The organism is Sediminibacterium sp. (genome assembly GCF_051860225.1).
Classification (GTDB): Bacteria; Bacteroidota; Bacteroidia; order Chitinophagales; family Chitinophagaceae; genus Sediminibacterium.
The window spans coordinates 716,649-740,869 of record NZ_JBHYEI010000001.1; the positions used below are offsets into that span (position 1 = coordinate 716,649).

18 protein-coding genes and 1 tRNA gene are annotated in these 24,221 nt (G+C 35.7%); 10 read left to right on the plus strand and 9 right to left on the minus strand.

Translation table 11 applies throughout. The features are described from left to right. Positions 1 to 98: 98 nt before the first annotated feature. Together ACTIEI_RS03040 and ACTIEI_RS03045 are read left to right on the plus strand one after the other, a co-directional pair. Positions 99 to 740 (plus strand): hypothetical protein, encoded by a 642-nt coding sequence (locus tag ACTIEI_RS03040; RefSeq protein WP_305266852.1) that lies wholly within the window; start codon positions 99 to 101, stop codon positions 738 to 740. A 122-nt stretch (positions 741 to 862) separates the two neighbouring features. Further along, positions 863 to 1,231 carry a hypothetical protein gene (locus ACTIEI_RS03045; protein WP_305266851.1) on the plus strand — a complete coding sequence of 123 codons (369 nt, stop codon included), beginning with the start codon at positions 863 to 865 and terminating at the stop codon, positions 1,229 to 1,231. Between the two features lie 167 nt (positions 1,232 to 1,398). On the opposite strand, the gene ACTIEI_RS03050 is transcribed toward ACTIEI_RS03045, so the two are convergent. From ACTIEI_RS03050 to rho, 4 genes are all read right to left on the minus strand, one after another. Further along, complete coding sequence (locus tag ACTIEI_RS03050; protein WP_439504805.1) at positions 1,399 to 2,553, minus strand: hypothetical protein; 1,155 nt, start codon at positions 2,551 to 2,553, stop codon at positions 1,399 to 1,401. A 4-nt stretch (positions 2,554 to 2,557) separates the two neighbouring features. Further along, positions 2,558 to 3,289, minus strand: a complete 732-nt coding sequence (locus tag ACTIEI_RS03055; protein WP_439504806.1) for a hypothetical protein — start codon at positions 3,287 to 3,289, stop codon at positions 2,558 to 2,560. Beyond that, a complete protein-coding gene (locus ACTIEI_RS03060; protein WP_305266848.1) occupies positions 3,276 to 3,830 on the minus strand; it encodes an RNA polymerase sigma factor in 555 nt (184 codons plus the stop codon). The genes ACTIEI_RS03055 and ACTIEI_RS03060 overlap by 14 nt, the downstream gene beginning before the upstream one ends. Before the next feature lie 93 nt (positions 3,831 to 3,923). Further along, complete coding sequence (gene rho / locus ACTIEI_RS03065; RefSeq protein WP_439504807.1) at positions 3,924 to 5,693, minus strand: transcription termination factor Rho; 1,770 nt, start codon at positions 5,691 to 5,693, stop codon at positions 3,924 to 3,926. A 274-nt stretch (positions 5,694 to 5,967) separates the two neighbouring features. On the opposite strand from rho, the gene asnS reads away from it, so the two are divergent. Together asnS and ACTIEI_RS03075 are read left to right on the plus strand one after the other, a co-directional pair. After that, positions 5,968 to 7,419, plus strand: coding sequence for an asparagine--tRNA ligase (gene asnS / locus ACTIEI_RS03070; RefSeq protein ID WP_439504808.1), 1,452 nt, complete (start codon positions 5,968 to 5,970; stop codon positions 7,417 to 7,419). 79 nt (positions 7,420 to 7,498) lie between these two features. Then, a tRNA-Phe gene (locus ACTIEI_RS03075) sits at positions 7,499 to 7,571 on the plus strand. 66 nt (positions 7,572 to 7,637) lie between these two features. Here the strand turns inward: ACTIEI_RS03075 and ACTIEI_RS03080 are convergent. The 3 genes from ACTIEI_RS03080 to ACTIEI_RS03090 form a co-directional block, all read right to left on the minus strand. Beyond that, on the minus strand, positions 7,638 to 8,597 hold the full coding sequence (locus ACTIEI_RS03080; protein WP_439504809.1) for a Fic family protein: 960 nt from the start codon (positions 8,595 to 8,597) through the stop codon (positions 7,638 to 7,640). Between the two features lie 157 nt (positions 8,598 to 8,754). Further along, positions 8,755 to 9,276 carry a hypothetical protein gene (locus ACTIEI_RS03085; RefSeq protein WP_439504810.1) on the minus strand — a complete coding sequence of 174 codons (522 nt, stop codon included), beginning with the start codon at positions 9,274 to 9,276 and terminating at the stop codon, positions 8,755 to 8,757. Positions 9,277 to 9,292: 16 nt separating this feature from the next. After that, a complete protein-coding gene (locus ACTIEI_RS03090; RefSeq protein ID WP_439504811.1) occupies positions 9,293 to 10,408 on the minus strand; it encodes a Fic family protein in 1,116 nt (371 codons plus the stop codon). A gap of 212 nt (positions 10,409 to 10,620) precedes the next feature. On the opposite strand from ACTIEI_RS03090, the gene ACTIEI_RS03095 reads away from it, so the two are divergent. The 4 genes from ACTIEI_RS03095 to ACTIEI_RS03110 all read left to right on the plus strand — a co-directional run bounded on the left by ACTIEI_RS03095 (position 10,621) and on the right by ACTIEI_RS03110 (position 17,293). Then, the gene (locus ACTIEI_RS03095) at positions 10,621 to 13,227 is read left to right on the plus strand and encodes a PAS domain-containing sensor histidine kinase (protein WP_439504812.1); all 2,607 of its coding nucleotides are present in this window, start codon (positions 10,621 to 10,623) and stop codon (positions 13,225 to 13,227) included. 18 nt (positions 13,228 to 13,245) lie between these two features. Next, positions 13,246 to 14,727: a deoxyribodipyrimidine photo-lyase/cryptochrome family protein gene (locus ACTIEI_RS03100; protein ID WP_439504813.1), complete on the plus strand. Its 1,482-nt coding sequence runs from the start codon at positions 13,246 to 13,248 to the stop codon at positions 14,725 to 14,727. Between the two features lie 91 nt (positions 14,728 to 14,818). Further along, positions 14,819 to 16,516: a hypothetical protein gene (locus ACTIEI_RS03105; RefSeq protein ID WP_439504814.1), complete on the plus strand. Its 1,698-nt coding sequence runs from the start codon at positions 14,819 to 14,821 to the stop codon at positions 16,514 to 16,516. Between the two features lie 54 nt (positions 16,517 to 16,570). Further along, on the plus strand, positions 16,571 to 17,293 hold the full coding sequence (locus tag ACTIEI_RS03110) for an SIR2 family NAD-dependent protein deacylase (RefSeq protein WP_439504815.1): 723 nt from the start codon (positions 16,571 to 16,573) through the stop codon (positions 17,291 to 17,293). On the opposite strand, the gene ACTIEI_RS03115 is transcribed toward ACTIEI_RS03110, so the two are convergent. After that, positions 17,265 to 19,547 (minus strand): glycosyl hydrolase family 95 catalytic domain-containing protein, encoded by a 2,283-nt coding sequence (locus ACTIEI_RS03115; protein WP_439504816.1) that lies wholly within the window; start codon positions 19,545 to 19,547, stop codon positions 17,265 to 17,267. The genes ACTIEI_RS03110 and ACTIEI_RS03115 overlap by 29 nt on opposite strands. Positions 19,548 to 19,653: 106 nt before the next feature. Between ACTIEI_RS03115 and ACTIEI_RS03120 the strand changes: the two genes are divergently transcribed. Then, the gene (locus ACTIEI_RS03120; RefSeq protein ID WP_439504817.1) at positions 19,654 to 21,654 is read left to right on the plus strand and encodes a prolyl oligopeptidase family serine peptidase; all 2,001 of its coding nucleotides are present in this window, start codon (positions 19,654 to 19,656) and stop codon (positions 21,652 to 21,654) included. Here the strand turns inward: ACTIEI_RS03120 and ACTIEI_RS03125 are convergent. Next, positions 21,647 to 22,882: an ROK family protein gene (locus ACTIEI_RS03125; RefSeq protein ID WP_439504818.1), complete on the minus strand. Its 1,236-nt coding sequence runs from the start codon at positions 22,880 to 22,882 to the stop codon at positions 21,647 to 21,649. The two genes, ACTIEI_RS03120 and ACTIEI_RS03125, sit on opposite strands and share 8 nt — an antisense overlap. A 144-nt stretch (positions 22,883 to 23,026) precedes the next feature. On the opposite strand from ACTIEI_RS03125, the gene ACTIEI_RS03130 reads away from it, so the two are divergent. After that, a complete protein-coding gene (locus ACTIEI_RS03130) occupies positions 23,027 to 24,220 on the plus strand; it encodes an AGE family epimerase/isomerase (RefSeq protein WP_439504819.1) in 1,194 nt (397 codons plus the stop codon). Position 24,221 lies beyond the last annotated feature (1 nt).

Below are 24,221 nucleotides of genomic sequence, written 5' to 3' on the forward strand. Positions count from 1 at the left end.
ACAAATTAGTAGAATATAAAGAGCATAAAGATTTTAATGTTAGTTCCATTTATTTAATTTGCTCTACTATATTCAATTAAAGTTTTAAAAAACAACATATGAAATTATTAATTTTTTTACTTTCTCTTTCTCCTTTTGTTGTTTTAGCGCAGAAAAAAAGTAAGTTTTCATTTGAAGTGAATTACGGCTTAAATGGCAATTTTTTTGTAAGAAGCTATCAAGAACAAGCACCTCCATTTCCAGTCACAGAAATTTCGAACAAAAATTTTATTGGAACAATAGGAGGCATAGAACTTAAATATGATGTTACCAATAGAGCTTCTTGGGGTTTTGGTTATGCTAAAAGTTCAAATCAAAAAACAATCAATTATACAAGCATTGTTAACGGTATTGAATTATCGATAAAAGATTTTGACATTAAACACGTAAATCATTTTTATCAGATTTTTTATGAAAGAGATATAATAAAAAAAATACCGGCTTTAAGGAGTCAGATTGGTTTGTTTTATTTGAGACCAGAACAACAAGAGATTAGTATTTCAAGGAACGGAATTCTTTTTGAACAAAGAAATTTTAATAACAGCTACCTAGAGGAAGGGGGAATTTTTGTAGGACTTCATTATTCAAAAAAAATAGATACAAAGTTTGAGCTAGGAATTAGGTCAAGAATTTATTATTTAATTTCTACCAACTCATTAGAAGCAATAACATTTACACCCACCCTAACTTATCGGTTTTAAATGCTTTGTATGTGTCCCTAAATTTCGGAAAGTATAAGAATGGTGTAAAATGATTAAATATAACAAAATTGTAAATTCGTTAAATTAAAATTTAAAGACTGTATGAAATAAAATTATTTTTTATGCGACTTGGAATTTTACCAATCATATTGGGCATCTTATTGTTTCAGCTTTTAGCAGCCTTGCTTAGTACAACTTTAAATGTATCTAATAGTATTATGTGTATTATTATGTTGAGCTCTATACTGTTAGTTTATTCTGGATTTGTATTTTTCAATAAATCAAATATTAATAGATTTCAATTTGCAATTTTATTAATGATTTTATTCAATTTCAGAAGGGAAGAAGGGCATAATCAAATCAATGATTTAATTTACTTGGGTCTCTTTTGTACTCTTTGTTTAGTAGGCTTTGTTGATCAATTCTTAATTAAAAAAGATTTAGAACCACATTTTTTAGACATTCGGCCACCTAAATCTTTTTTAGATTAGAGCTTGAAGTTTATTTTATCCAAAGAACTTTGAAGAGGTCAATAAGAACCCCCAACTGTTTATTTGGAGAAAAGAAAATGATCTTATAAAAGTTAAGGTCAAAATTAAAAAAGGGCACCACTATTTAGTGGTGCCCTTTTTATTAGTACAATTCATTATCATTTTCCTTATTCAAAAAACAAACTAAGTCTTAACGTTGGCGAAAAATTTCTAAAAAAATTATTGAAATAAAACTCAGGCTCAATTTGTAAAGTATGATTCCTTATGCCCGGCAAACTAAATTTAAAAGTATTTGGTTCAAACCAATTGCCTCTTCTGCCAACTAGGTAACCGACAGAAAAATTTTGAACAAAACTCCATCCACCCTTTTCAGGTTTATCAAAATCAACCTTTCTAAATGAAATAAAATCATTGCGGTCGGTTTTAAACTGATTATTATTATTCGAAAAGAAAAAGTAGGGCTCCCACATTAGAAACACACGATGATCATACCGCTTATTTTCTGAAATAATATAGCTTAAGCCTGCCGCAAAACTGGGTACAAAAGAGCCCCTAACAAATTGCATACTACCATAAATAGCTGGCAAAATAGTTGACTCATTATTTTGAAAACCAGAATAAGCTCTTACTCCCTTTTTTTGAATCATTTTTGTACTAGGGAAAATCATTTTTTGTTCATTCATATCAAAAACTGCGGAATAAGATTTAATTGCATTTGATTTTTGAAGGAACTCTTCATTAAAGCTTTTTTTTAATAATGCAATGCAAGGTGCAATGGAGTTTGATTCAAAATTGAAAAGATCAGTTAAATGATTAACGTGAATGGAAAGAAAAGCAGGATAATATTTTTGATATTGCAATTGTTCATCTTGAGGATAAAAAATAATTCGAAGTGTATCTTTATCTAATTTCAAATTATTTAGATTTCCATTTTGATAAACCAACGTGTTTTGATTGGATTCGTGTGAAACCATCCGAATCTCCACTTTGTTATCAACTGGTCTTACGTCAATTCTTCTTGCATAAATATCTTTAGGCGTTGAGTCAATAATTTGTTTAATCGCCAATAAAGAAACGCTAAATAATGAATCGAGGTTTGGCAAAGACTTTAATTGACCAATACTCCCAAGTTCTAAATTAATTTTACTATTTGATGAGGGCATCCTAAACTCAAAAAGAACCCTTGAATATCCTGGACGAACTTGATTGAAACGCAGCTCAGTAAAACTAACTGGATTTAATGTTCTGTAAGTATCGCTTTGAGCTAGCAAAGCAGTAGCTGTTCCTACCATCAGTAGGAATAAAAAAAAGTGTTTTTTCATTGTTTTATTCTTTTTGACTTAAACTAATTGGACTCGAATTTGCGTGTAATGTGATTTTCCACTTATGCTTTGTTTCGTTTGGAGGAGGAATTTCAAAATTTGGAAATGATTTTTCTTCTATTATTGATGATAAAATGTTTTGTTTAGCGTGTGGATTCAAATCATTGATATGAACAATCTGATACCCAAATTTAATTTTTGAACTTGATTTATACTGTTTCCAATAATTAGGCTTTTCAATTTCTTGATCTACATTTTCTGTTTTTGTACTGATTAAAACTGGTTCAACGCTGGTAATATTCTTGGATTCAATAATTTTTTGTTGGTAGTGAATGGTATCTCTAAAAACCTCATCTTGTGAATCAAGAGAAGATACCGGTTGATTTGTTTGATTATCTATAAGGGTTGACTTCTTTTTTTGAACAATAATTCCTTCTATGAATTTGGGTTCTGAGCTTATTGGCTCTAATGATGATTCTTTAATTGAAACCTTATTATTTTTTCTAACTATTTTATTATTTGATGAATCATTTTGAAAAAAAAATATTCCAGACACCGCTATAATTAAGATAGAAGCAGCCGCAAATAAAAATGAAATAGGCCATTTTTTCTTGCCTTTATTTTCTAAGGCAGTTTCTAATTTATCCCAAACTATTTCGCTTCTTTCAGGCAATCCTATTTGAGAGGCCTCCCATTCAGAAATAAGCTCGCTTAAATTATTTTTATTTTGTTGCATGTTGAATAAATTTATCTTGTTCTAAGATTAAATTTTGTAAATACTGTTTGGCCCTATTTAATTGACTCTTACTTGTGCCTTCACGAATATTTAATAAAGCAGCTATTTCTTTATGACTGTATGATTCAATCACATATAAATTAAATACTGTTCTATAACCAATTGGAAGCTTTTCAATACATGCTAGTATCGCTTTAACTTCAAGTTGCTGATAAAGGGTTTCATCAATTGCTATATCTTCTGCTTTGCTTTCATCAACAACTGATAGGAATCTGTGTTTAGACCGAATAATTTCCAAACATTTATTCACCATGATTTTTTTCATCCAGCTTATACATGCTGCATCATTTTCAAATCTAAATTTTGATAAAGATTGAAATATTTGTAAAAAGCCATTCATCATGGCATCTTCTGCATCTTCATCTTGCTTTAAATAACGGTTGCAAAGCAGTAAAAATCGAGTACTAAACTTATCAAATAAGTATCGCTGGGCAGTAGTACTGCCTTTTGCACATTCTGATATAAGTTGTTTTAGCTCCATTGATATTAGAAGAATGCAAAAAACAACAAAAAGGTTGCATCAAAAAAAAATCCCCAATAACTTGGGGATTTATAGAACAATTAAAATTAAGAATTATCGATTCATACTTGCCAAAAACTCTTCATTGCTTTTGGTTCCGCGCATGCGCTTGAGCAATTCATTCATGGCTTCTTCCGGATTCATATCATTTAAGAATACACGCAGAATATTCATTCTTTGTAATACATCTTTATCTAATAATAAATCGTCTCTACGTGTAGAAGAACCCACTAAATCAATGGCAGGGAAAATACGCTTGTTGGCTAATTTTCTTTCCAACTGTAATTCCATATTACCTGTACCCTTGAATTCTTCAAAAATCACTTCGTCCATTTTGCTACCAGTCTCTACTAAAGCAGTAGCTAAAATGGTTAATGATCCGCCGTTCTCAATTTTACGAGCCGCTCCAAAAAACTGTTTGGGTTTTAGTAAAGCGTTGGCTTCCACTCCCCCACTTAAAACCTTACCACTTGAAGGGGCAACGGTATTATGTGCTCTAGCCAAACGGGTGATAGAGTCTAATAAAATGACCACATCGTGTCCGCACTCTACCAAGCGCTTTGCTTTTTGTAACGCAATGGCAGAAACTTTTACGTGCTTTTCGGCAGGCTCATCAAAAGTTGAAGCAATTACTTCCGCATTAACGCTGCGCTCCATATCGGTCACTTCCTCTGGGCGTTCGTCAATTAACACCACCATCAAATAACATTCGGGGTGGTTGGCAGCAATGGCATTGGCCACTTCTTTCAACAACATGGTTTTACCCACTTTTGGTTGAGCTACAATCAATCCACGCTGACCCTTACCTATTGGGGTAAATAAATCAATAATACGGGTGCTATAGTTGGAAGGTGAAGTAAATAAATTTAGTTTCTGGAATGGAAACAAAGGTGTTAAGTAGTCAAAAGGTACACGGTCGCGTACTTCGTCGGGGCGTTTACCATTGATGAAGTCTACTTTTAATAAAGCAAAATATTTTTCCCCTTCTTTAGGAGGACGTACAGATCCTGTTACGGTATCTCCTGTTTTTAAACCAAATAATTTGATTTGAGACGGAGAAACATATACGTCATCTGGAGAAGATAAATAGTTATAGTCAGAAGAACGCAAGAAACCATATCCGTCAGGCATCATTTCTAACACCCCTTCACCAGGAATTACGCCTTCAAATTCAATATTGAAAACAGGTTCTTTCTTAACGGGTTGATGTCTAGGACGTTCTTGTTGTAAAGTAGTTTCAGGAGCTTGTGCAGCTTCGGAATTGTTGTCGCTGGCTTCCAAAGTTTGAATAATGGCCGCAGCGATATTGGTTGTTGGATCGTTTTCTGTTTGTCCGTTGTTAATTGCTTCAGCCGCTTCGGTTGGTTGCTCTATTCTAGGTCTTGGCCCAGGCCCCACAGGTCCTTTTTTAGGAGGCATTGCTTTACGGATGGGTCTACTTGGTCCTGCTTGTTCGTTGTTATTTCTTACGGGTGCAGGAGTTATTGGGGGAGCGGGAGCCGCCGCTTTAGCAACAGGAGCTGCTTTTGCAATAGGTGCCGCTTTTGCAACTTTTGCGATAGGCGCAGGAGGTGCTTCTTGCATTACTTCTGCTTCTTCTGTAGCGCCAGTAGAAGTTTTAATGTTAACTGCCTTCTTTGGGCGACCCGCTTTTTTGGCTACGCCATTTTCTTTGGCAGTACTTTCTTGTACAGCTTGCGAATCAAGGATCTTATAAATTAAGCCCTGTTTGTCTTGTTTTTTTGCACCAGTAATTTTTAAACTTTCTGCTATATCCACTAACTCTGGAAGCAGCATGTCGTTTAATTGAAGAATGTCATACATAAATGGAAAAATTGTTTGGGGGGTATCAAATTCAAACGATAAAAAAGGTTAATCCAGTCTAAGGAAAAAAAACTCAGAAAGGTTAATTGGGTTGATTTGGAAAGAGAGTAACTGAAATTTTGGAGCTCTATAACGGGCTAATCAGCATTGTTTCCACTGCAATGTTACAAAATATTGAGAATATCCACACTAATTAGCCATAAAAATTTAGAGATGTTCTGTCAAAACCGCTGTAAATGCAGTTTCTGAAGCAGTCTTTGGTTATCTTTGTGTCATGTTTAACACTAGAATCAAGATAAAAACCCTGTTAGCTTCAGGAAAGCCAGGTGATCAGGTAACGGTTATGGGATGGGTGCGAACGTTTCGCAACAATCAGTTTATCGCATTGAACGACGGAAGCACTAATAATAATTTGCAGGTAGTAGTGGCGTTGGGATTATTGGATGATGAAACTTTGAAGAGAATCACAACTGGGGCATCGCTAAAAGTGAAAGGAGAAGTAGTGGAAAGTGTGGGTAAAGGACAAACCATTGAAGTGAAAGCGGTAACGCTAGAAATACTAGGAGATTCGGATGCAGAGAAGTATCCGCTCCAACCGAAAAAACATAGCTTAGAATTTTTAAGGGAGAAAGCGCATTTGCGTTTTCGTACCAATACCTTTGGCGCAGTATTCCGCATTCGTCATTCATTGGCATTTGCGGTACACCAGTTTTTTAATCAAAAAGGCTTTGTGTATTTGCATACGCCCATCATCACCGCAAGTGATGCTGAAGGAGCAGGTGAAATGTTTAGGGTAACTACTTTGCCAATGGATGGTTCTGCACCAAAAGATGCCGCTGGTAATATTGATTATTCCGAAGACTTTTTTGGAAAAAGCACTAATCTTACGGTGAGTGGACAGTTAGAAGGAGAGTTAGGTGCGATGGCATTTTCGGAGATCTATACTTTTGGACCAACTTTTAGAGCAGAAAATTCTAATACAACCCGCCACCTCGCTGAGTTCTGGATGATTGAGCCTGAAATGGCTTTTCATGATATTGAAGACAATATGAATTTGGCGGAAGAATTTATTCAATACTTGATTCGTTATGCAATGGAGCATAATAAAGAGGATTTAGAATTCTTAGACCAACGTTTAGCCGAAGAAGAAAAGCAGAAACCACAGAATGAGCGAGCCGAATTGGGCTTATTAGAGAAATTGAATTTTGTGGTTAATAATCAATTCGAACGCATCACGTATACAGAAGCCATTCAAATTTTATTGGATAGCCCTGCCTATAAAAAGAAGAAGTTTAAGTACGATGTTAGTTGGGGAATTGATATGCAGAGTGAGCACGAACGCTACTTAGTAGAGAAGCATTTTAAAAAGCCCGTGATTGTAACGGGATATCCAGCTAAAATCAAAGCATTTTATATGCGATTGAATGATGGTTGCGAACCAGGTAAAGAAACCGTGGCTGCAATGGATATATTAGCACCAGGTATCGGAGAGATTGTAGGTGGTTCTCAAAGAGAAGAGCGATTAGAAAAACTAGAAGCCAGAATGGCCGAAATGCATATTCCTGCGGAAGAAATGAGCTGGTACCTAGATACCCGCAGATTCGGAACCGTACCACACGCGGGTTTTGGCCTTGGTTTTGAGCGCATGGTTCAGTTTGTAACGGGTATGACTAATATCAGAGACGTGATTGCATTTGCTAGAACGCCGAAGAATTGCGAATTCTAAAGAAAAAAATGGTGGATAATGCGTGAATAACCATTCCACTCCTTATATTTGCAACCCCGAAGGGGAAATATCTACGGAAGGTGCGGTAGCTCAGTCGGTAGAGCAAAGGACTGAAAATCCTTGTGTCGCCGGTTCGATCCCGGCCCACACCACCCACACAAATTAAAACCCACGCTGGTCGTGGGTTTTTCTATTTAGTGCACCGCGTGATTAAAAAGCTATAGCGAATACCAAGTACCCTTACCAACCCCATTCTTTTTAATTCGGTTTTTTTCAACTAATGTTTCAAGATGCTTCTTAACCGTATTGCGATTTGCTTTAGCAACCGTCACGATATCGCTGATTGTTGCCCTGCCCCTTGATTGTATTAGTTGTAGAATTTTTAAAGACAGGTCGGGAAGCTGCATAAACAACAGGTTTTCCTGTTCAATTTTTGCTTCCAGTCTTTTTTTCTGATGTCTCAAAGTGCGAAGAAAAAACAAGACCCAAGGTTGCCAGTCAGGCTTTTCATTTTTCAATGTTCCTTGTGTTTGGCGAAGGGCTAAATAATATCCCTCTTTACTTTGTTCAACTACAGCTTCAAGTGAACTATACGGCACATAATGATAGCCCTCTCTTAATAGAAGGTATGTCGTCAATATGCGGGATAGCCTGCCATTAACATCTTGAAACGGGTGTATCGCCAAAAACTCAACAATGAAGATAGCGGTTATTAAAAGTGGATGAAGTTGCTTCTCAGCATAGGCTTGTCTTGCCCAATCAACAAGATGGCGCATCCTGATTGGGGTTTCAAAAGGGCTTGCTGTTTCAAAGACCACGCCAAGGCTTTTCCCAAAGGTATCGAATGCCTCTACATGGTTGGGTGACTTCTTATAATTACCTCTATGCCAATAATCTTTTTCACTGTGTTGCAACAGAACAGAATGGAGTTGCTGGATATAATTTTCAGAAAGGGGAATATCGGCATAACTCTGGAAGATTAAATTCATCACAGAGGAGTATCCAGCGACCTCCTGTTCATCCCGTGTCCCAAACTTTTGTATCTCAAGGGTGAAGAGCAAAATCTCAACTTCTTTGTCTGTCAATTTGCTACCCTCAATTCGTGTAGAAGAACCAATATTCTCAATCGTAGCTAATTTTTTAAGCGAAGAAAGCTGTTCAGGGGCTAATTGCCCCAATGCACGTCACGCCCCTTTGAACTCGTCTATTTCAGCGATCAGTGAGAGAATTTCTGGCGTTATTCTGAGATTTTCTATATTTATGCCCATATTATTACCCAAAAAAGCTTCAATCAAGGTAATAATACCATTTAGGTATAATGTCAATGATAAAGTCTCAAAAGAACAAATCAGTGGCACTAAATATTAAAATATGTTCAGTAGGGGATTGCTTTACAGTCTTTAAATAGATACTGCTAGGCCAAGAATAATCATCAGTTGTTTTGATATTGAAAATTTGGTCAAAAGCGAGAATAATTGATGTATTTGGAAAATCTGAAAATTGATTTTTTAATTGGGTTAAAGCAATATTTAAATCAGTATTGCTTTCATAGCAAAAAGAAACCTGAGCGCTATAGTAACCAATACAGTTATTATTAAGCATTTTTAATAATAATGAAAAAGAAACAGTTTTATAATTGCTTTTAAAATATGGATGGTCTTTAAATGAGATTGATTTGACTTGTTTCTCAATATCTTCTTCATTATAAGGTACACTAGAATTAGCTATGTATCCAGTATTTTCAGATAAAATAAATGGGATATTTTCCTTCAGAAATTCATTCAGTATTGGGTCTCTATCAGCATTCCAATAATTCAATAATAGCGATGATGAAAAGTTTGAAAATGCCAATCTCATACAATTAAAGATTAAGTTAGCTTAAATTAATCTGATAGCTGGTGCTGCGTCCTCCAGCTTTCCCTGATAGTACAAAAGCTCCAATTTCTACTAGGGTTTGCATATCTCGAGTGGCAGTGGCTTTAGAGGTTTTGGTTATGCCAATATATTTTCTCGCATTCATTCCCCCTTCAAAACCATTTGGACCTTCTTCAAACATTCGCTGAATCACTAAATTTTGCCGCTCGTTGATTAAGCTCCTGTATTTGTCATAAAACTTTGCTTTACGAAGTGTGAATTCAATCTGTTTTTCTGCTTCTATTTGTGCATCTAATGTTGTTTTAACAAAATACTCAATCCATGAAGTGATTTTATTTGATTGTTGCGCTTTCTCTATTGTATTATAGTACAAGTTCTTATTTTTTTCTATTGTGTTAGATAGGCTAAGCACTATTGGTCGTCCAATAGTTTGTGACAATGCTTTTTCTGCTATTGCTCTTCCAATTCTACCGTTCCCATCTTCAAAAGGATGTATGCTTTCAAAATATAAATGGGCGATTGCTGAACGGACGGGAGCCTTTTTAATTTCATCTAATCCGCCAGGAGCAGTATCGTTAAACCATTTTAGAAAACGACTCATTTGAACGGGTACATTATTAGAAGGCGGGGCTTCAAAATGAATTCTCTGTTTGCCCATAGCACCAGAAACGATTAGCATTGGGTCATCGTGCGTACGCCATTTGCCTACTTCAATCTTTTGTGCATCAGTCATTAACAATTTATGCCAGTAAAACAATACCTCTTCAGTGAGTGGCTCTTTAAATGTTTTTCTTACATCAATCATTAGTTTTCCAAGGCCTTCAGCAGATTTGTCTTTGATATATTCAACATTGCCATGGATTCCCAAGTTCTTTCGTATTGACGACAATACATCTATTCTATTTGGATATTCACCTTCAATTTCCGATGTTTTGATTGCTTCGGTTAATATGATATCGATAATTGCTTCTGTTCTTGTAGTTTCTGGTAATGCTTCTAATATTCCTGAAACCCATCCAACTTTTTCTGAAAATAGCATCAAATCATCCTCTACCTGTTCAAGGGAGTAATGAAAAAGAGGCCAGTCGGTTTGCTGCCAGTTGTAGGTTGTCATGAGCCGAATAAATAGATTAATCGGCTCAAATATATAAAAAAAATGAGCCGAAAAGCCAAATTAATCGGCTCATTTAGCCTAAGATTTTCCTTTGGATTCTCTGATATTTTGATAACTCGATACGAAAATGGAGAAGAATTCTTGTGTGGTGTAAAGTTTAAATGCTGATTAATTATTGATATTTCTCGTACTTTTATTTAAAGTCCTGTGAAATGGAGCCATTGAACCAATCCATTATAATAGAGTCCCCAAAGCTCTATTCTATTTTTCTTAGTTTACCTCAGCCATCTTTTATATGGCATTTTAAGGGCGATGATTTTTATTTAGTTGGGTTTAATCAGGCAGCAAGGCTGTTTGCGAGCAATCAAATTGAACAACTAATCAATAGTAAAGCATCTAATCTCTATAAAAACGAGCAGGATATTATTGCTGATTTATATAAATGTTTAAAAGACCGGCTATCTTTTGATAGAGAAATATATTATCAATTCAAAAGCAAGAATGAAGAAAAATATATTCATGTTCACTATGTTTTTGTAAATGACGAAATAATTTTAGTTCAAGCAGAAGAGATAACTGAAAAGAAAAAAGTAGAGCAATTTCTTATTGCTAGTGAAAACAGGTTTCATAGCCTAGCCGATAATGCCTTGGTGGGTAGTTTCATTTTAAAAAAACATAAGTATACCTATGTAAATAAAGAATTTGCCAACATTTTTGGTTATGAGGTGGATGATATAATTGGTATGTATCAAGATGAACTTATTTTAGAAGATGACAAAGCAATTTTAAAACAATACTTTTCTGAAACTGCCGATAACCAAAAAACACATTCTTGTGAAATAAGTGGAATTCATAAAAATAATTCAATTCTCAATCTTGAATTATTTGGTACAATAAAGACCATCAATGGGCAACTAGCCATTATTGGATCTATATTGGATATTACAGAAAGAAAAAAAGCAGAACGCCGATTAATAGAGGCACAAGAAGCTGCAAAAGTTGGGAGTTGGGAGACCGATTTGTCTAACTTACAGGTATTATGGTCTGATGAAACCTATTCCATATTTGAACTAGATAAAAATTCATTTAAACCCACGCATAATAGCTTTTTAGATTATATACATCCAGAAGATAAAGAAATGGTAAACAATGCCTTTTTAGCTTCTTTTGATTCTAAAGAATATAATATTATTGAACACCGAGTATTAACTTCTAGTGGAAAAATTAAATATGTTGAAGAAAGATGGAAAGTTTCATTTGATGCATCCAATAAACCTGTAAGGGTTTTTGGAACTTGTCAGGATATTTCTCTCAGAAAAAAAGTAGAAATAGAGTTAATTGAAACCAGAAGTAATGCAGAGGATAATGCAAATCGGCTAAGCCTTGCAGCCGAATCAGCCAATCTTGGAATATGGGATTGGAATATTTTAGATGATACCCTTTTGTGGGATGATCGATCCTATCAAATTCACGGAGTTAAAAGAGGAACAGATACAAATGTTTTTGCAACATGGTCCAATAGATTACATCCAGAAAATAAAGAAAGGGTATTAAATGAGCTGAATGCAGCTTTAAAAGGGGATAGTAGCTATAATACCATATTTAAAATTATCAAGCCTTCTGGAGAGATTGCTCATATAAAAGCACATGGTAAGGTTTTATACAATGATGCGGGTATTCCATATCGAATGATTGGCATGATCAATGATATTACAGAAACCATTCAATATGAAGAGAGATTAGCATTATCTTCTTTAATCTTAAATTCTACTCACGATGCCATCATGAGTATTACATTGGATGGTATAATTACATCTTGGAATAGAGGTGCAGAAAACATACTCGGTTATACTAGTACAGAGGCAATTGGACAATCCATTTATATGCTTATTCCTCCTGAGCTTCATGAAGAAGAGTTAAAAATCACTTCCAACATAAAAGAAAAGAAAGCGATTGATCGATACGAAACAGTGAGAATTGGTAAAGATGGATCGATTGTATCAATTTCATTAACGGTCTCTCCCATTCTTAATGAACTTAATCAAGTAATAGGCGCTTCTAAAATCATGCGAGATATTTCTTTGCAAAAGGCAAGCGAGTATGAGAAAGCACAAATCATGAATGATTTGATTCAGCGTAATAAAGATCTAGAACAATTTGCCTATATCGTTTCACACAACTTACGTGCTCCGGTTGCAAATATTATTGGGGTAACCAACTTTTTGAAAATGCCCGATATTGAACCTGATGAAAATCTTCAATTGATCAACGCATTAAATCAATCAGCTGACGCTTTAGATACTGTTATTAAAGATTTGAGTCTTATTCTACAAATAAGAAGAGAAGTTAATGAGCAAAAAGCATTAATCAAGTTTTCTGAAATAATCAAAGAGATACAATTAGCCATTGATAATTTAATAAAACTAGAGCAAGTCAGTTTTATTTTAGATTTTTCTGAAGTGGATGAAATAAACTCTATTAAATCATATATCTATAGTATTTTTTATAATCTTGTTTCCAATAGTATCAAGTACAAAAAACCTCAAACCACCCCAATCATCAAGATTAAATCCGAATTGACTGAGAAGCAAATTATATTAATATTTAGTGATAATGGATTAGGGATAGACCTCAAAAAGAATCGAGAATATGTATTTGGATTGTATAAACGATTTCATTATCACACAGAGGGAAAAGGCATGGGATTGTTTATGGTAAAAACACAAGTAGAGACCCTCGGTGGGAAAATTAGTATCATTAGCCAACCCAATAAGGGAACCGAATTTAAAATTGAATTACCAGTAGAAACAATCCGATAAGATTGGTGTTATTTTAAAGTGAATAGTCGCCAACCTATTAATATTGTATGGTTAAAAAGAGACCTTAGAACCCAGGATCATGCTGCATTGCATGCAGCGGAGCAATCGAACATGCCTTATTTGATTGTTTTTCTTTTTGAACCTTCTTTAATTCAATCTCCTGATACCAGTACAAGACATTTGCAATTTCAGTATCATGCTATTTTGGCGATGAATCAACAACTTGCTCTTAACAATAGATCTGTCAGTATTTTTTATGCAGAAGCGCTAGAAGCTTTTCAGGAGATAACTGAACAATATAATATTCAAACCATTTTTAGTTACCAAGAGTCAGGAACAAAAATCACTTACGATAGAGATAAGCAAGTGAAGCAGTTTTGCGAATCCCATCAAATTGAATGGAAAGAGTTTCAACGAGATGGAATTATAAGAGCTATTCGCAATAGAAAAGAATGGGATAAAAAATGGTATGCCACTATGCATGCTCCCATTATTCAAAACGAGTTTAGCAAGAATTCATTAGTCAAATTTGAAACTCAATACAAATTGCCCAATGAATTTAAAAATAAGCTTGACAATTATCCAATTACTTTTCAACCTGCCGGGGAAGACAATGCCTTAAAGTATTTGGAAAGTTTTATAGCAGAAAGAGGGAAGAACTACAGTAGGCATATTAGTAAACCTGCTGAGAGTAGAAAAAGTTGTATAAGAGTTTCACCCTATATCAGCTGGGGTAACCTCAGTATTAAACAGGCATATCAATCATTAAACGAAGCACAAAAAAACTCCTCCTTTAAAGGACCAATTAATAATGCGATTACGAGATTAAAATGGCATTGTCATTTTATTCAAAAATTTGAAGTGGAGGGCAGTTATGAATTTAACTGCATCAATAAGGGCTATGAGTTACTAGCCCATCAAAAAAAGGAATCTTTTATAAAAGCCTGGGAAGAAGGCAAAACAGGCTTCCCTTTAGTAGATGCTTGTATGCGTTGTTTAATTGCAACTGGTTGGATCAATTTTCGTATGCGCGCGATGCTGGTTTCTTTTTTTTGTCACCACCTTTACCAGGATTGGAGATGGGGTGCTCATTATTTGGCAAAACAATTTTTAGATTATGAACCCGGTATCCATTATCCGCAATTTCAAATGCAGGCGGGTACTACTGGTATAAATACAATTCGAATCTATAACCCAATAAAGCAATCAAGCGACCATGATCCCGAAGGAATTTTTATAAAGCAATGGATTCCTGAATTGCAAAATGTACCCGCAGCTTTTATTCATGAACCCCATAAGATGAGCTTAATGGAGCAACAACTTTGTAATACCATCATTGGCAAAGATTATCCTTTTCCAATTGTGAATGCAACAGAAGCCGGTAGAGCAGCAAGAGAAAAAATTTGGAGTCATCGCAATCATGAGGCGGTGCAACAAGAAAAAGCTAGAATTTTATTCACCCAAACAAGAAATAAAAAATTAAATAAAGCTAGCGGTTAAAAACAGCCAATTCTACAACAAAAATGAAGAATAATTCCTGTCTGTTTTCAATTAGTTTAGAGGTATCAAACTTCAATTCTAATTTAAGCACATGATTAAGTTTTATGCATTGTTTGCCTCGGCCATTATATTTTCGCTTGTTGCTTCTGCACAACAAAATCCTTCTCTAGAAAGACTAAAAAGTACTTCTGCTGTAAGGCAAGATGAATCATCGCCTATTTCAATCAATCAACCAATGCGATTCAATGCAGAATCGACCAGTGTTGAACAAAACCAATTCGGAAATAAAAAAGCGGCACAATTAATCACCAGCTTTGAAGGTTTAGGAGAAAGTTTTGTTGGCCCACAAGGAACAGCAGTATTAAGAAATCCCTCTGATAATTCATTGGCTGTAGGCCTGGATCATATTGTACAGATTGTAAATTCTCGAATGGCTATTTTTTCTAAGAAAGGAAAAACATTTGCTGAATCAGGTCGTGCATTGTATGGTCCGGTAGAAACGCGTAACGTATTTAAGGGTTTTGGTGGTCCTTGTGAGAATATGAATAATGGCGATGCTGTAGTTCGATATGATCAATTGGCAGATAGATGGTTGATTGTAATGCCTACTTTTCGCAAAGGAATTTCTAGAAATATAGATACTACCACTAAGCAACGTGTTACGTTACCACAACCTGGTGAGGCGGTTACGTTATTTCAGCCCCCACTTTCACAAGAAACGCCAGCACCAGTAAATGGTCCGCGTCCACCTGCTCCAAAACCACCAGCGGATGGAACTTATTGCATGTGCTACGCAATTAGTACCAGCCCTGATCCACTAGGATCCTATTATCGCTATGAATTTGAACGTGAATTATTTCCTGACTATCCTAGACCAACAGTATGGCCTGATGGTTATTATACCACAACTAGTACAGGGGATGATGTGATTGAAAGACATGCTTATGTGGTTGATCGAAATAAAATGTTGAAAGGACAGGATGCAAAAGAACAGTCGTTTATTATTAAAGATGTCAACTTTATTATTAATGCAGACCTCGACGGAAAACAATTACCACCAGCCGGAGCACCCAGTATAATGATGGCTGCGGGAGGTAGCCAACTCAATAAAATTTTGGAAGACGACGGCATTTATGTATGGAAATATAAAGTGGATTGGAATAATTTTTCAAATACTAAAATTGAAGGACCAGTAAAAATTCCCGTTGCTCCCTATCAATATTTGGGGGGAGGACAACTGACTAAAGCGGTACCTCAACCAGGAACTGATATGCGTTTAGATGCACAAGGAGACAAGTTGATGGCTCGATTGGTTTATAGAAGAATAGGAAATCGCGAATCTGTTGTGGGGGTACACTCTGTAAATACTGCTGTAGGTGGCGGAGGAGTAAGATGGTATGAGTTTGTGGTCAACAAAGACCGCTCTGTAAAATTGTATCAACAAGGGACTTATGCACCCGATAGTAATTTTCGTTGGATGGCTAGCCCAGCAATTGATAAATATGGCAATATTGGCATCGGCTATTCTTTTGGTGGGAAAAATGATTTTCCTGGACAAAGATTTGCAGGCCGACATTTTGGAGACCCGTTAGGCAAACTAACGTTGAACGAAGTGGTTCTTGTGAATGGTGAAGCTGCTCAAACCAATACCCTTAGGTGGGAAGATTATACGCAAACAGCAATAGATCCTAGTGATGATGAAACCATTTGGTATGTGGGTGATTATTTAAAAAAGGGAGCAAAGAATTATTCATCCAGAATTGGTGCATTTAAGTTGGGGAAAAAATAATGCTGATCAACATTTTTTCATAGAGATTGATGCTAAGCTAATTAATTTTAGCTCATGCAAAATACAGTTGTCATCACAGGAGCAGGCGTTTCAGTTGAGTCAGGCATTCAACCCTTCAGAGGGAAAAATGGACTTTGGAATGAGAATCCAACTGAAATGGCTAGCAATCGATTTTTCAGAACAAATACCAGTGCATTTCTTCAATGGTATTACCATCGTTTTGTGAGTTGTAAAGACGCATTGCCCAATCGAGCGCATGAAATATTGGCCAAGCAAAATATAAAAGTGGTTACCCAGAATGTAGATAACCTCCATGTAAAAGCAGAACACCCAAGCAATCACCTTATTGAAATTCATGGCAATATCAATTTTAAAAGAAAGATCAATGCTGCGTACATTGAGGAATTAGAATTGGCAAACTGGAATCAAGTAGATGAAAATAATTTGGAACAAGATTTATTTGATCTATTTAAAATAAGCAAAGAGGGAATAATTAGCGAAACCCAATCTTATAGGCCACATATTTTATTGTTCGATGAATACTATACAGAATTGTATCAATATGATAAAGCATTAGCCTGGATTGATGAAGCGGATACCATCATTTTTATGGGCACTTCTAATTCGGTGGGGTTTACTTATGGTGCCTTACAAGTTGGTGTACATAACCACAAAAAAGTAATTGTTGTTGACCCCAATCCAGCTCCTTCTTTTAACCACCCTGGTGTTGAAATTATTAAAGAGACTGCTATTGATTTTTGTTCTCGGTATTTTTAAATTCAATGACAGTGCCTTTGGAAACTACTGCGGTAAAATAACCATCTTTCAATTGCGGTGATTCTAATCCCCCCGTTGCCTTCCATTGCCAATTACGGTTCATTTTAATTTTTAAAGGACCTGTTGCATTTGCCTTTACTTGAATCGTTTTTAATGAACCTTCTAGTCTTTCTGCGCTTATTAAAAAAGCACCTTCTGTTCTAAGTTGCGTAAATGAACAATTTTTCCAATTGGCCGGAATAGCGGGCATAATTTCTATAAAGCCGGCATGGGATTGAATTAACATGTCTTGTAAACCTGATGCGAAGGCAAAATTACCTTCTAATGTAAAAGGTCTGTAAGTTGCGTTTGCATATCCTTTTCCGCTTTGATCTCCATTTACATGAAAGCCGTTGGCAGGTAAACAAAATGCTTCAGTAAAAATTTGCAATGCCTTGGCTGCTTTTTCCCCATCTCCTAGATGCGCATATAAATTACCCTGCCATGCAAAAGAATAACCTACCCATCCGCTTGATCCAATAGAATCCAACTCTTTTAATGACTGCCTTATCAAGTTTTGATGGGTTTCTTTTTTATACAGACCCAATGGATAGATTGCCATTAAGTGCGAGAAATGCCTATGCGAAAAATCATAGGGTACGGAAGGAGCAAGGGCTAATCCTCCATGTTGGGTTAATGCCAATTCAGGAAAACTTTTTGCTAATTTATTCCAGCGCGCAGCATCGGTAGATTTTCCCAACAACTTCGCCATATCTGATGCACGACCTACAGCATATTTCATCAAAGCCAAATCATAATTTGTATTCTGCTTAAACCAAGCTTCTGCACTATTGTCGTGAAATTCTGGGCTTGAACTGAGCGGCAATTGCCTATAACCTTCCTTATTTATTCTGGTAATATTTTCTAAAAAAATAGCAACTTCTTTAAACCAAGGATATACTTTCTCTCGTAAGAAATTTTTATCCATACTGTATTTCCATTGTTGGTCATAATGATGAGCCAACCAACTACTAATGGTGGGAGAAAGCGCATATTGAATCCACCCACCCATTTCTGTTCCCTTCAACGTAGTAACTCCAGGAACATTTAGTCCATTGGTGTTAAAGTAGGATTTAGTGTAAGCTTGATAAGTAGTTTTATTTTTCTCTAAATGATCTATGAACACAGTAGCTCCTTCTAAATCATTGGCACTGTAAAACGGCCAATAACTCAATTCGGTATTTAAATCGTGGTGAAAATCTCCTTTCCATGGGGCTATTTTACCATTATCTGCTGTCCAAACTGCTTGTAACGAAATAGGAGGTGCATTTTTGCGGGAGGCTGCACCCATTAAATAACGCGTGATATACCATTGTTTTTGCAATTGGGTATCAGGTATTTTAATGGTCGATTTTTTCCAATGATTGGCCCACCAATTTTGATGTTGTTTAAACGCATCATCAAATCCTTTATTTAGAGCCTGTTTAAGCGATAAAGTATCTAATGTTGGAGGTTCATTTTGATTATTGGTTTGAATGGCCCAAACGATAGTTACTTCATTCCCCCTTTGATTCCACTGCATGGTAGATCGATAAGAAAAATCACCCCAGCCTTTTTGCAAAAAACTCTTGTAATGGCTTCCAGAGTCAATGGTTGCTTTAGCATAACCCAATCTTCCTAAATCGTCTCCCCCTACAACATCTCCAACAGACACAATTTTATTTTGATAAGGAGGAATAATCAAGTCTGCCGAAAATGGAGAGGATAAATTGCTCACTTTAATCCATCCTTTATTTTGATTCGCGTCTACAAAACTCTTGATATCTACCCCATTTTTTCCTTTGATTAGAACACTCGCAGTAAAAAGATCTAATATCACTTCAGGATTGGACCCCACCAATGAAAGCGGCAATTCAATAGCTGCACCAGGAATTTTTGTTGGGGCAGGTTCTCGATCATATGGATGATCCAAAGCTTCTTGTACTTTTTTATAAGTACCCGCTTTCCAATTTTCTTCCACCCATTGATAACTAAAATGTGGACCATGTAAATCTTTCATTGGGCGCTCGTCCCATAATTCAGCATGATCTAAAGCAAATCGTATGCGTTCATTTTTGTTCCAAACAAGTGCGCCCATTAGTCCATTTCCCATTGGCATACCTTCATCCCATCTTTTGGCTAAATCGGTTGCATGAACATATCTACTAGGTATTTGACAATAGGAAGGTTCAATCAATCCTAGAAAAGCAATCAGAATTATATATAGGAATTTCATATAGCAATATATCCTACTAAATTACGGATGAATCAAGCTCTGTTTTCATGCTTATTCTTTTTATCTTACAAGAATTATTTGATTCTCTTTTATAAACCCAGCTTTCATGAAACAAAAAATGCTCTTCTCATTGTTGGCTCTTTCCTTATTGAGTTCGCAAACAACAACAGCACAGATTACCAACACCGCAACTACAGCCAAAAGAAAACTACAACCAGCGGATGTATATCGTTTGCAAACACTAGGTGATCCGCAAGTATCACCTGATGGAAATTGGGTTGCATATACTTTATCCTCTGTTGATTCTGTTCAAAACAAACGCAATACAGATATCTGGATGGTAAGTTGGGATGGTAAACAAAACATTCAATTAACCAATAGCCCCGATGCAGAATCACAACCAAGATGGAGCCCCGATGGTAAATATCTTTCATTTGTTGCTGCGCGAAATGGTGCAACGAATAGTCAAATTTGGTTATTAAATCGTTTGGGTGGTGAGGGATTACAACTGACGAATTTAAAGACAAGCCTAATGGATTATTCCTGGAGCCCAGACGGGAAAAAAATATTGATGACCATCAAAACGCCTGCTGATACTTCAAAGCCAAAGACGCCCAAGCCAATTGTGATTGATCGTTATAAGTTTAAGCAAGATGTAGTGGGATATATTACGCAGCGGGATCCAATCCACCTATACCTCTTTGATGTTGCTACTAAGAAGACCGATACATTAACCAGCGGAGAGTTTGATCAACGTGGTGCCGTATTTAGCCCAGATGGAAAACAGATTGCTTTTGTGAGCAATACTACTGCTGATCCTGATAGAAATATCAATACCGATATTTTTGTGATGGAAGCAAAGCCCAAAGCACCCGCTAAAAAATTAACTCAGTGGGCAGGTTCCGATGATAGCCCAGTGTGGAGCCCCGATAGTAAAAGCATTGCATATTTAAGTTCTGCATCTGAAACATATACAGCATACCAAGAGCAATACCTAACTATTATTGATGCTGCAGGAACTGCCCAACCCAAATCACTTTCTAAAACAATAGACAGACCGGTTGGTAATATTAAGTTCACCAAAGATGGTACTCAAGTTGCTGTATTAATTTCTGATGACAGAGAAAGATATATTGGTCAATTCAATATTGCAACAGGTGCACTTACTAAAATTGCGGGAGGCAAAAGAAGTTATGGTGCACTTCAATTTCATAGCAATAATAATTGGTTAGCTGCCATGAGCGAACCTCAATTACCAACTGAATTATACGCAGTTGAAAATGGTGTTCCAAGAAGATTAACCAAACACCAAGAGGAATTTGTTGCTCCGTTAGAACTCGCTTCTGTAGAGGGTTATACTTCAACCAGTTCTGATGGAACAAAAGTATCGAGCATTGCATTCAGACCTGCCAATATTCCTGTTACACAAAAATTACCAACGCTGTTTTATATACACGGTGGTCCTGTAGCACAAGATGAATATGGGTTCGATTTTACTCGCCAAATGCTTTCAGCTGCTGGCTATATGGTGGTGGGGGTAAACTATCGTGGTAGCAGTGGACGTGGTTGGGATTATTCAAAAACCATTAGTGCCGATTGGGGAAATAAAGAAGTGATTGATATTCAAAGTGCAGTAGATTATGCAGTAGAAAAAGGTTGGGCAGATAAAGATAAGTTAGGTATTTGTGGCTGGAGTTATGGAGGAATACTGACTAACTATTTAATTGCTTCTGATAATCGTTTTAAAGCGGCAAGTAGTGGTGCTGGTGTTTCAATGGTCTCTTCTTTGTATGGAGTTGATCAATACATTAATCAATACGACAATGAGTTGGGAGTTCCTTGGAAAAATATCGATCGTTATTTAAAACTGTCTTATCCATTTTTAAAAGCAGACAAAATAAAAACGCCTACTCAATTTATGGTTGGTGAAAAAGATTTTAATGTACCTGCTGTAGGAAGTGAGCAAATGTATCAAGCACTGCGTTCATTAGGAACACCTACTGAGCTTATTATTTACCCAGGACAGTTTCATGGTATCAGCACGCCTAGTTATGTGAAAGATCGTTTTGAAAGATATATTGGTTGGTTTAACAAATACCTTAAATAACAGACAGTACTTTATTTTTTGCAAGCAGGCATGCTCCTAGTATGCCTGCTCTTTCTCCCAATTTAGAAAGTTTTAATTGCGTGTCTGAGTTAACTAAACTAAGTGAATATTTATTAAGTGAACTTTTAGTGGGTAGTCTTAAATAGTCTCCTGATTCAGAAAGCGTTCCCCCTAAAACAATCAGTTCTGGATTAAAAACATTGATTAGGACAGCAAGTCCTCTCCCTAAGTTCTCTCCAATTTCTGCTAGTAGTTCAATGGTTAAAACATCTTCATTTTGCGCCGCTTGAATAATATCAGTTAAAGTAATGTCTTCTACTTTTTTGTTTTTCTTTAATACGGACGAAGTGTAGCCTTGCTTTATTTTCTCTTTAAATTTTCTAATTAAAGCATTGCCCGAAGCTTCGGATTCAAGACATCCCTTTTTACCACAATGGCAAATGATTTCGTTGTTAAAAAGTGGAATATGACCGAATTCACCACTAAAGCCCGATTTTCCATAGTATACTTTACCATCAATTAAAATACCCAAACCTACACCATAGTCAACGTTAACAAATAATACATTTTTCTCTGTATTGATTTCACTGCTGCAAAACTCACCAAAAGCCATTGCTCTTGAGTCGTTTTCTAGATAGGTTTTAATTCCTAATTGTTCTTGAATAATTTCAGATAAGGGTTCTTCCTGAAAGTGAAAAAAGCTATACGAGTATCCTTTAGTATGATTGATTCTTCCAGAAAGGTTAATGCCTAAACTTAAAATCTTTTCTTTTTTTACCGGTAATTCTTTAATAAAGTTTTGTACAATATGAATCAATTGGCCCAGCGATTCAGCTGTATTTTCAAGTTTAAAAGCGATTCGGTTTTTTTGGCTAACCAACTGTTTTTTAAAGTTGAGCAAGCCAATATTGATATGGTATTTTTTTACATCTACCCCTAAGAAAAAACCGGCATCTCCAATTAAGCCATATAAATTGGCTTTTCTTCCACCGGTTGAGTCAATTTTTCCATAGTCACTAATCAACCCTTCTTCAATCAATTCTGCGATTAAACTGGTTGTTTTAGGTACACTTATATTTAACTCTTTACTTAATTCGGTGATAGAGGCACTTTCTGAACGATCTAAGAAATTGAATATCAGCTTTTTAAGTGTTTTATTTTTCAAAGCCACTCCAGAGGAGTTGTCATCATTAAAAACATTATTCAGAATATGCTGCGGCTTGGCCATATATTTTTTTAAACGAGTAAATATAAGAAATGGCATAAAACGCCCATCTAAATAAAATAATTTAAAAAGTATTGGGAGTTTTATAAATTTTTTAAGATATTGTTCTAAGTTTTAACAAATCCATTAATAATTAATAAGGATTTAATGCAGCAAGCCATTTTAAATAAAGAGCCCAAAAATATGTTGAGGCATTATAGTGCCTTGTATAAAGGGGAGTTGTTGAATAATATTCTCCCTTTTTGGATGAATCATAGTAAAGATGAATTGAATGGTGGATACTTCACTTGCTTAGATCAAGCTGGAAAGGTTTATGATACTGACAAGTTCTTGTGGTTGCAAGGACGAGAAGTTTGGTGTTTTAGTTTTATGTATAATCATATTGAGCCAAATAAAGAGTGGTTAAATATGGCTTTACATGGAGCTGATTTCATGAAAAAATATGGTAGAGATGAATTGGGGAATTGGTACTTTTCTTTAACTGCAGAAGGAAAACCTTTGGTTCAACCTTATAATATTTTTAGCGATTGTTTTGCTACTATGGCTTTTGCTTCACTAGATAAAGCAATGCCAACAGATGAGTATAAGCAGATTGCATTAGATACTTTTAATAATATCATAAAAAGGAGAAACAATACAAAGGGGCTATATAATAAGAGTTATCCTGGAACTAGGTCGTTGAAAAATTTTAGCCTTCCAATGATACTTTGCAATCTTTCCCTAGAGTTAGAACATATTTTGGGTAAAGAAAAAGTGGATGAATTTATTCCCTCAATTATTCATGAAGTAATGGATGTTTTTTATCATCCTGATTTAGGATTGGTTTTAGAAAATGTAAATGAAGATGGATCTTTTTGTGACAGTTTCGAAGGAAGATTACTCAATCCAGGACATGCTATTGAAGCCATGTGGTTTATCATGGATTTGGGTAAACGAATCAATGATGAGAAGCTGATTCAAAAAGCAAAAGATATTATGTTGCATACGCTTGAATATGGATGGGATAAGGAATATGAGGGAATTTTTTATTTTTTGGATCTGAAAGGTTGTCCTCCGCAACAATTAGAATGGGACCAGAAATTATGGTGGGTTCATGTAGAAGCCTTGGTTGCCTTAGCTAAGGGTTACGCTTTAACTGGAGATGAAAATTGTTTACGCTGGTTTGAAAAAGTGCATGAATACACTTGGAATAAATTTAAAGATGAAGAATACGGTGAATGGTTTGGTTATTTAAATAGAAGAGGCGAAGTATTGTTGCCATTAAAAGGCGGAAAATGGAAGGGGTGCTTTCATATTCCAAGGGCCTTGTATCAGGTTTATAAAACATTTGAAGCTATTTAAA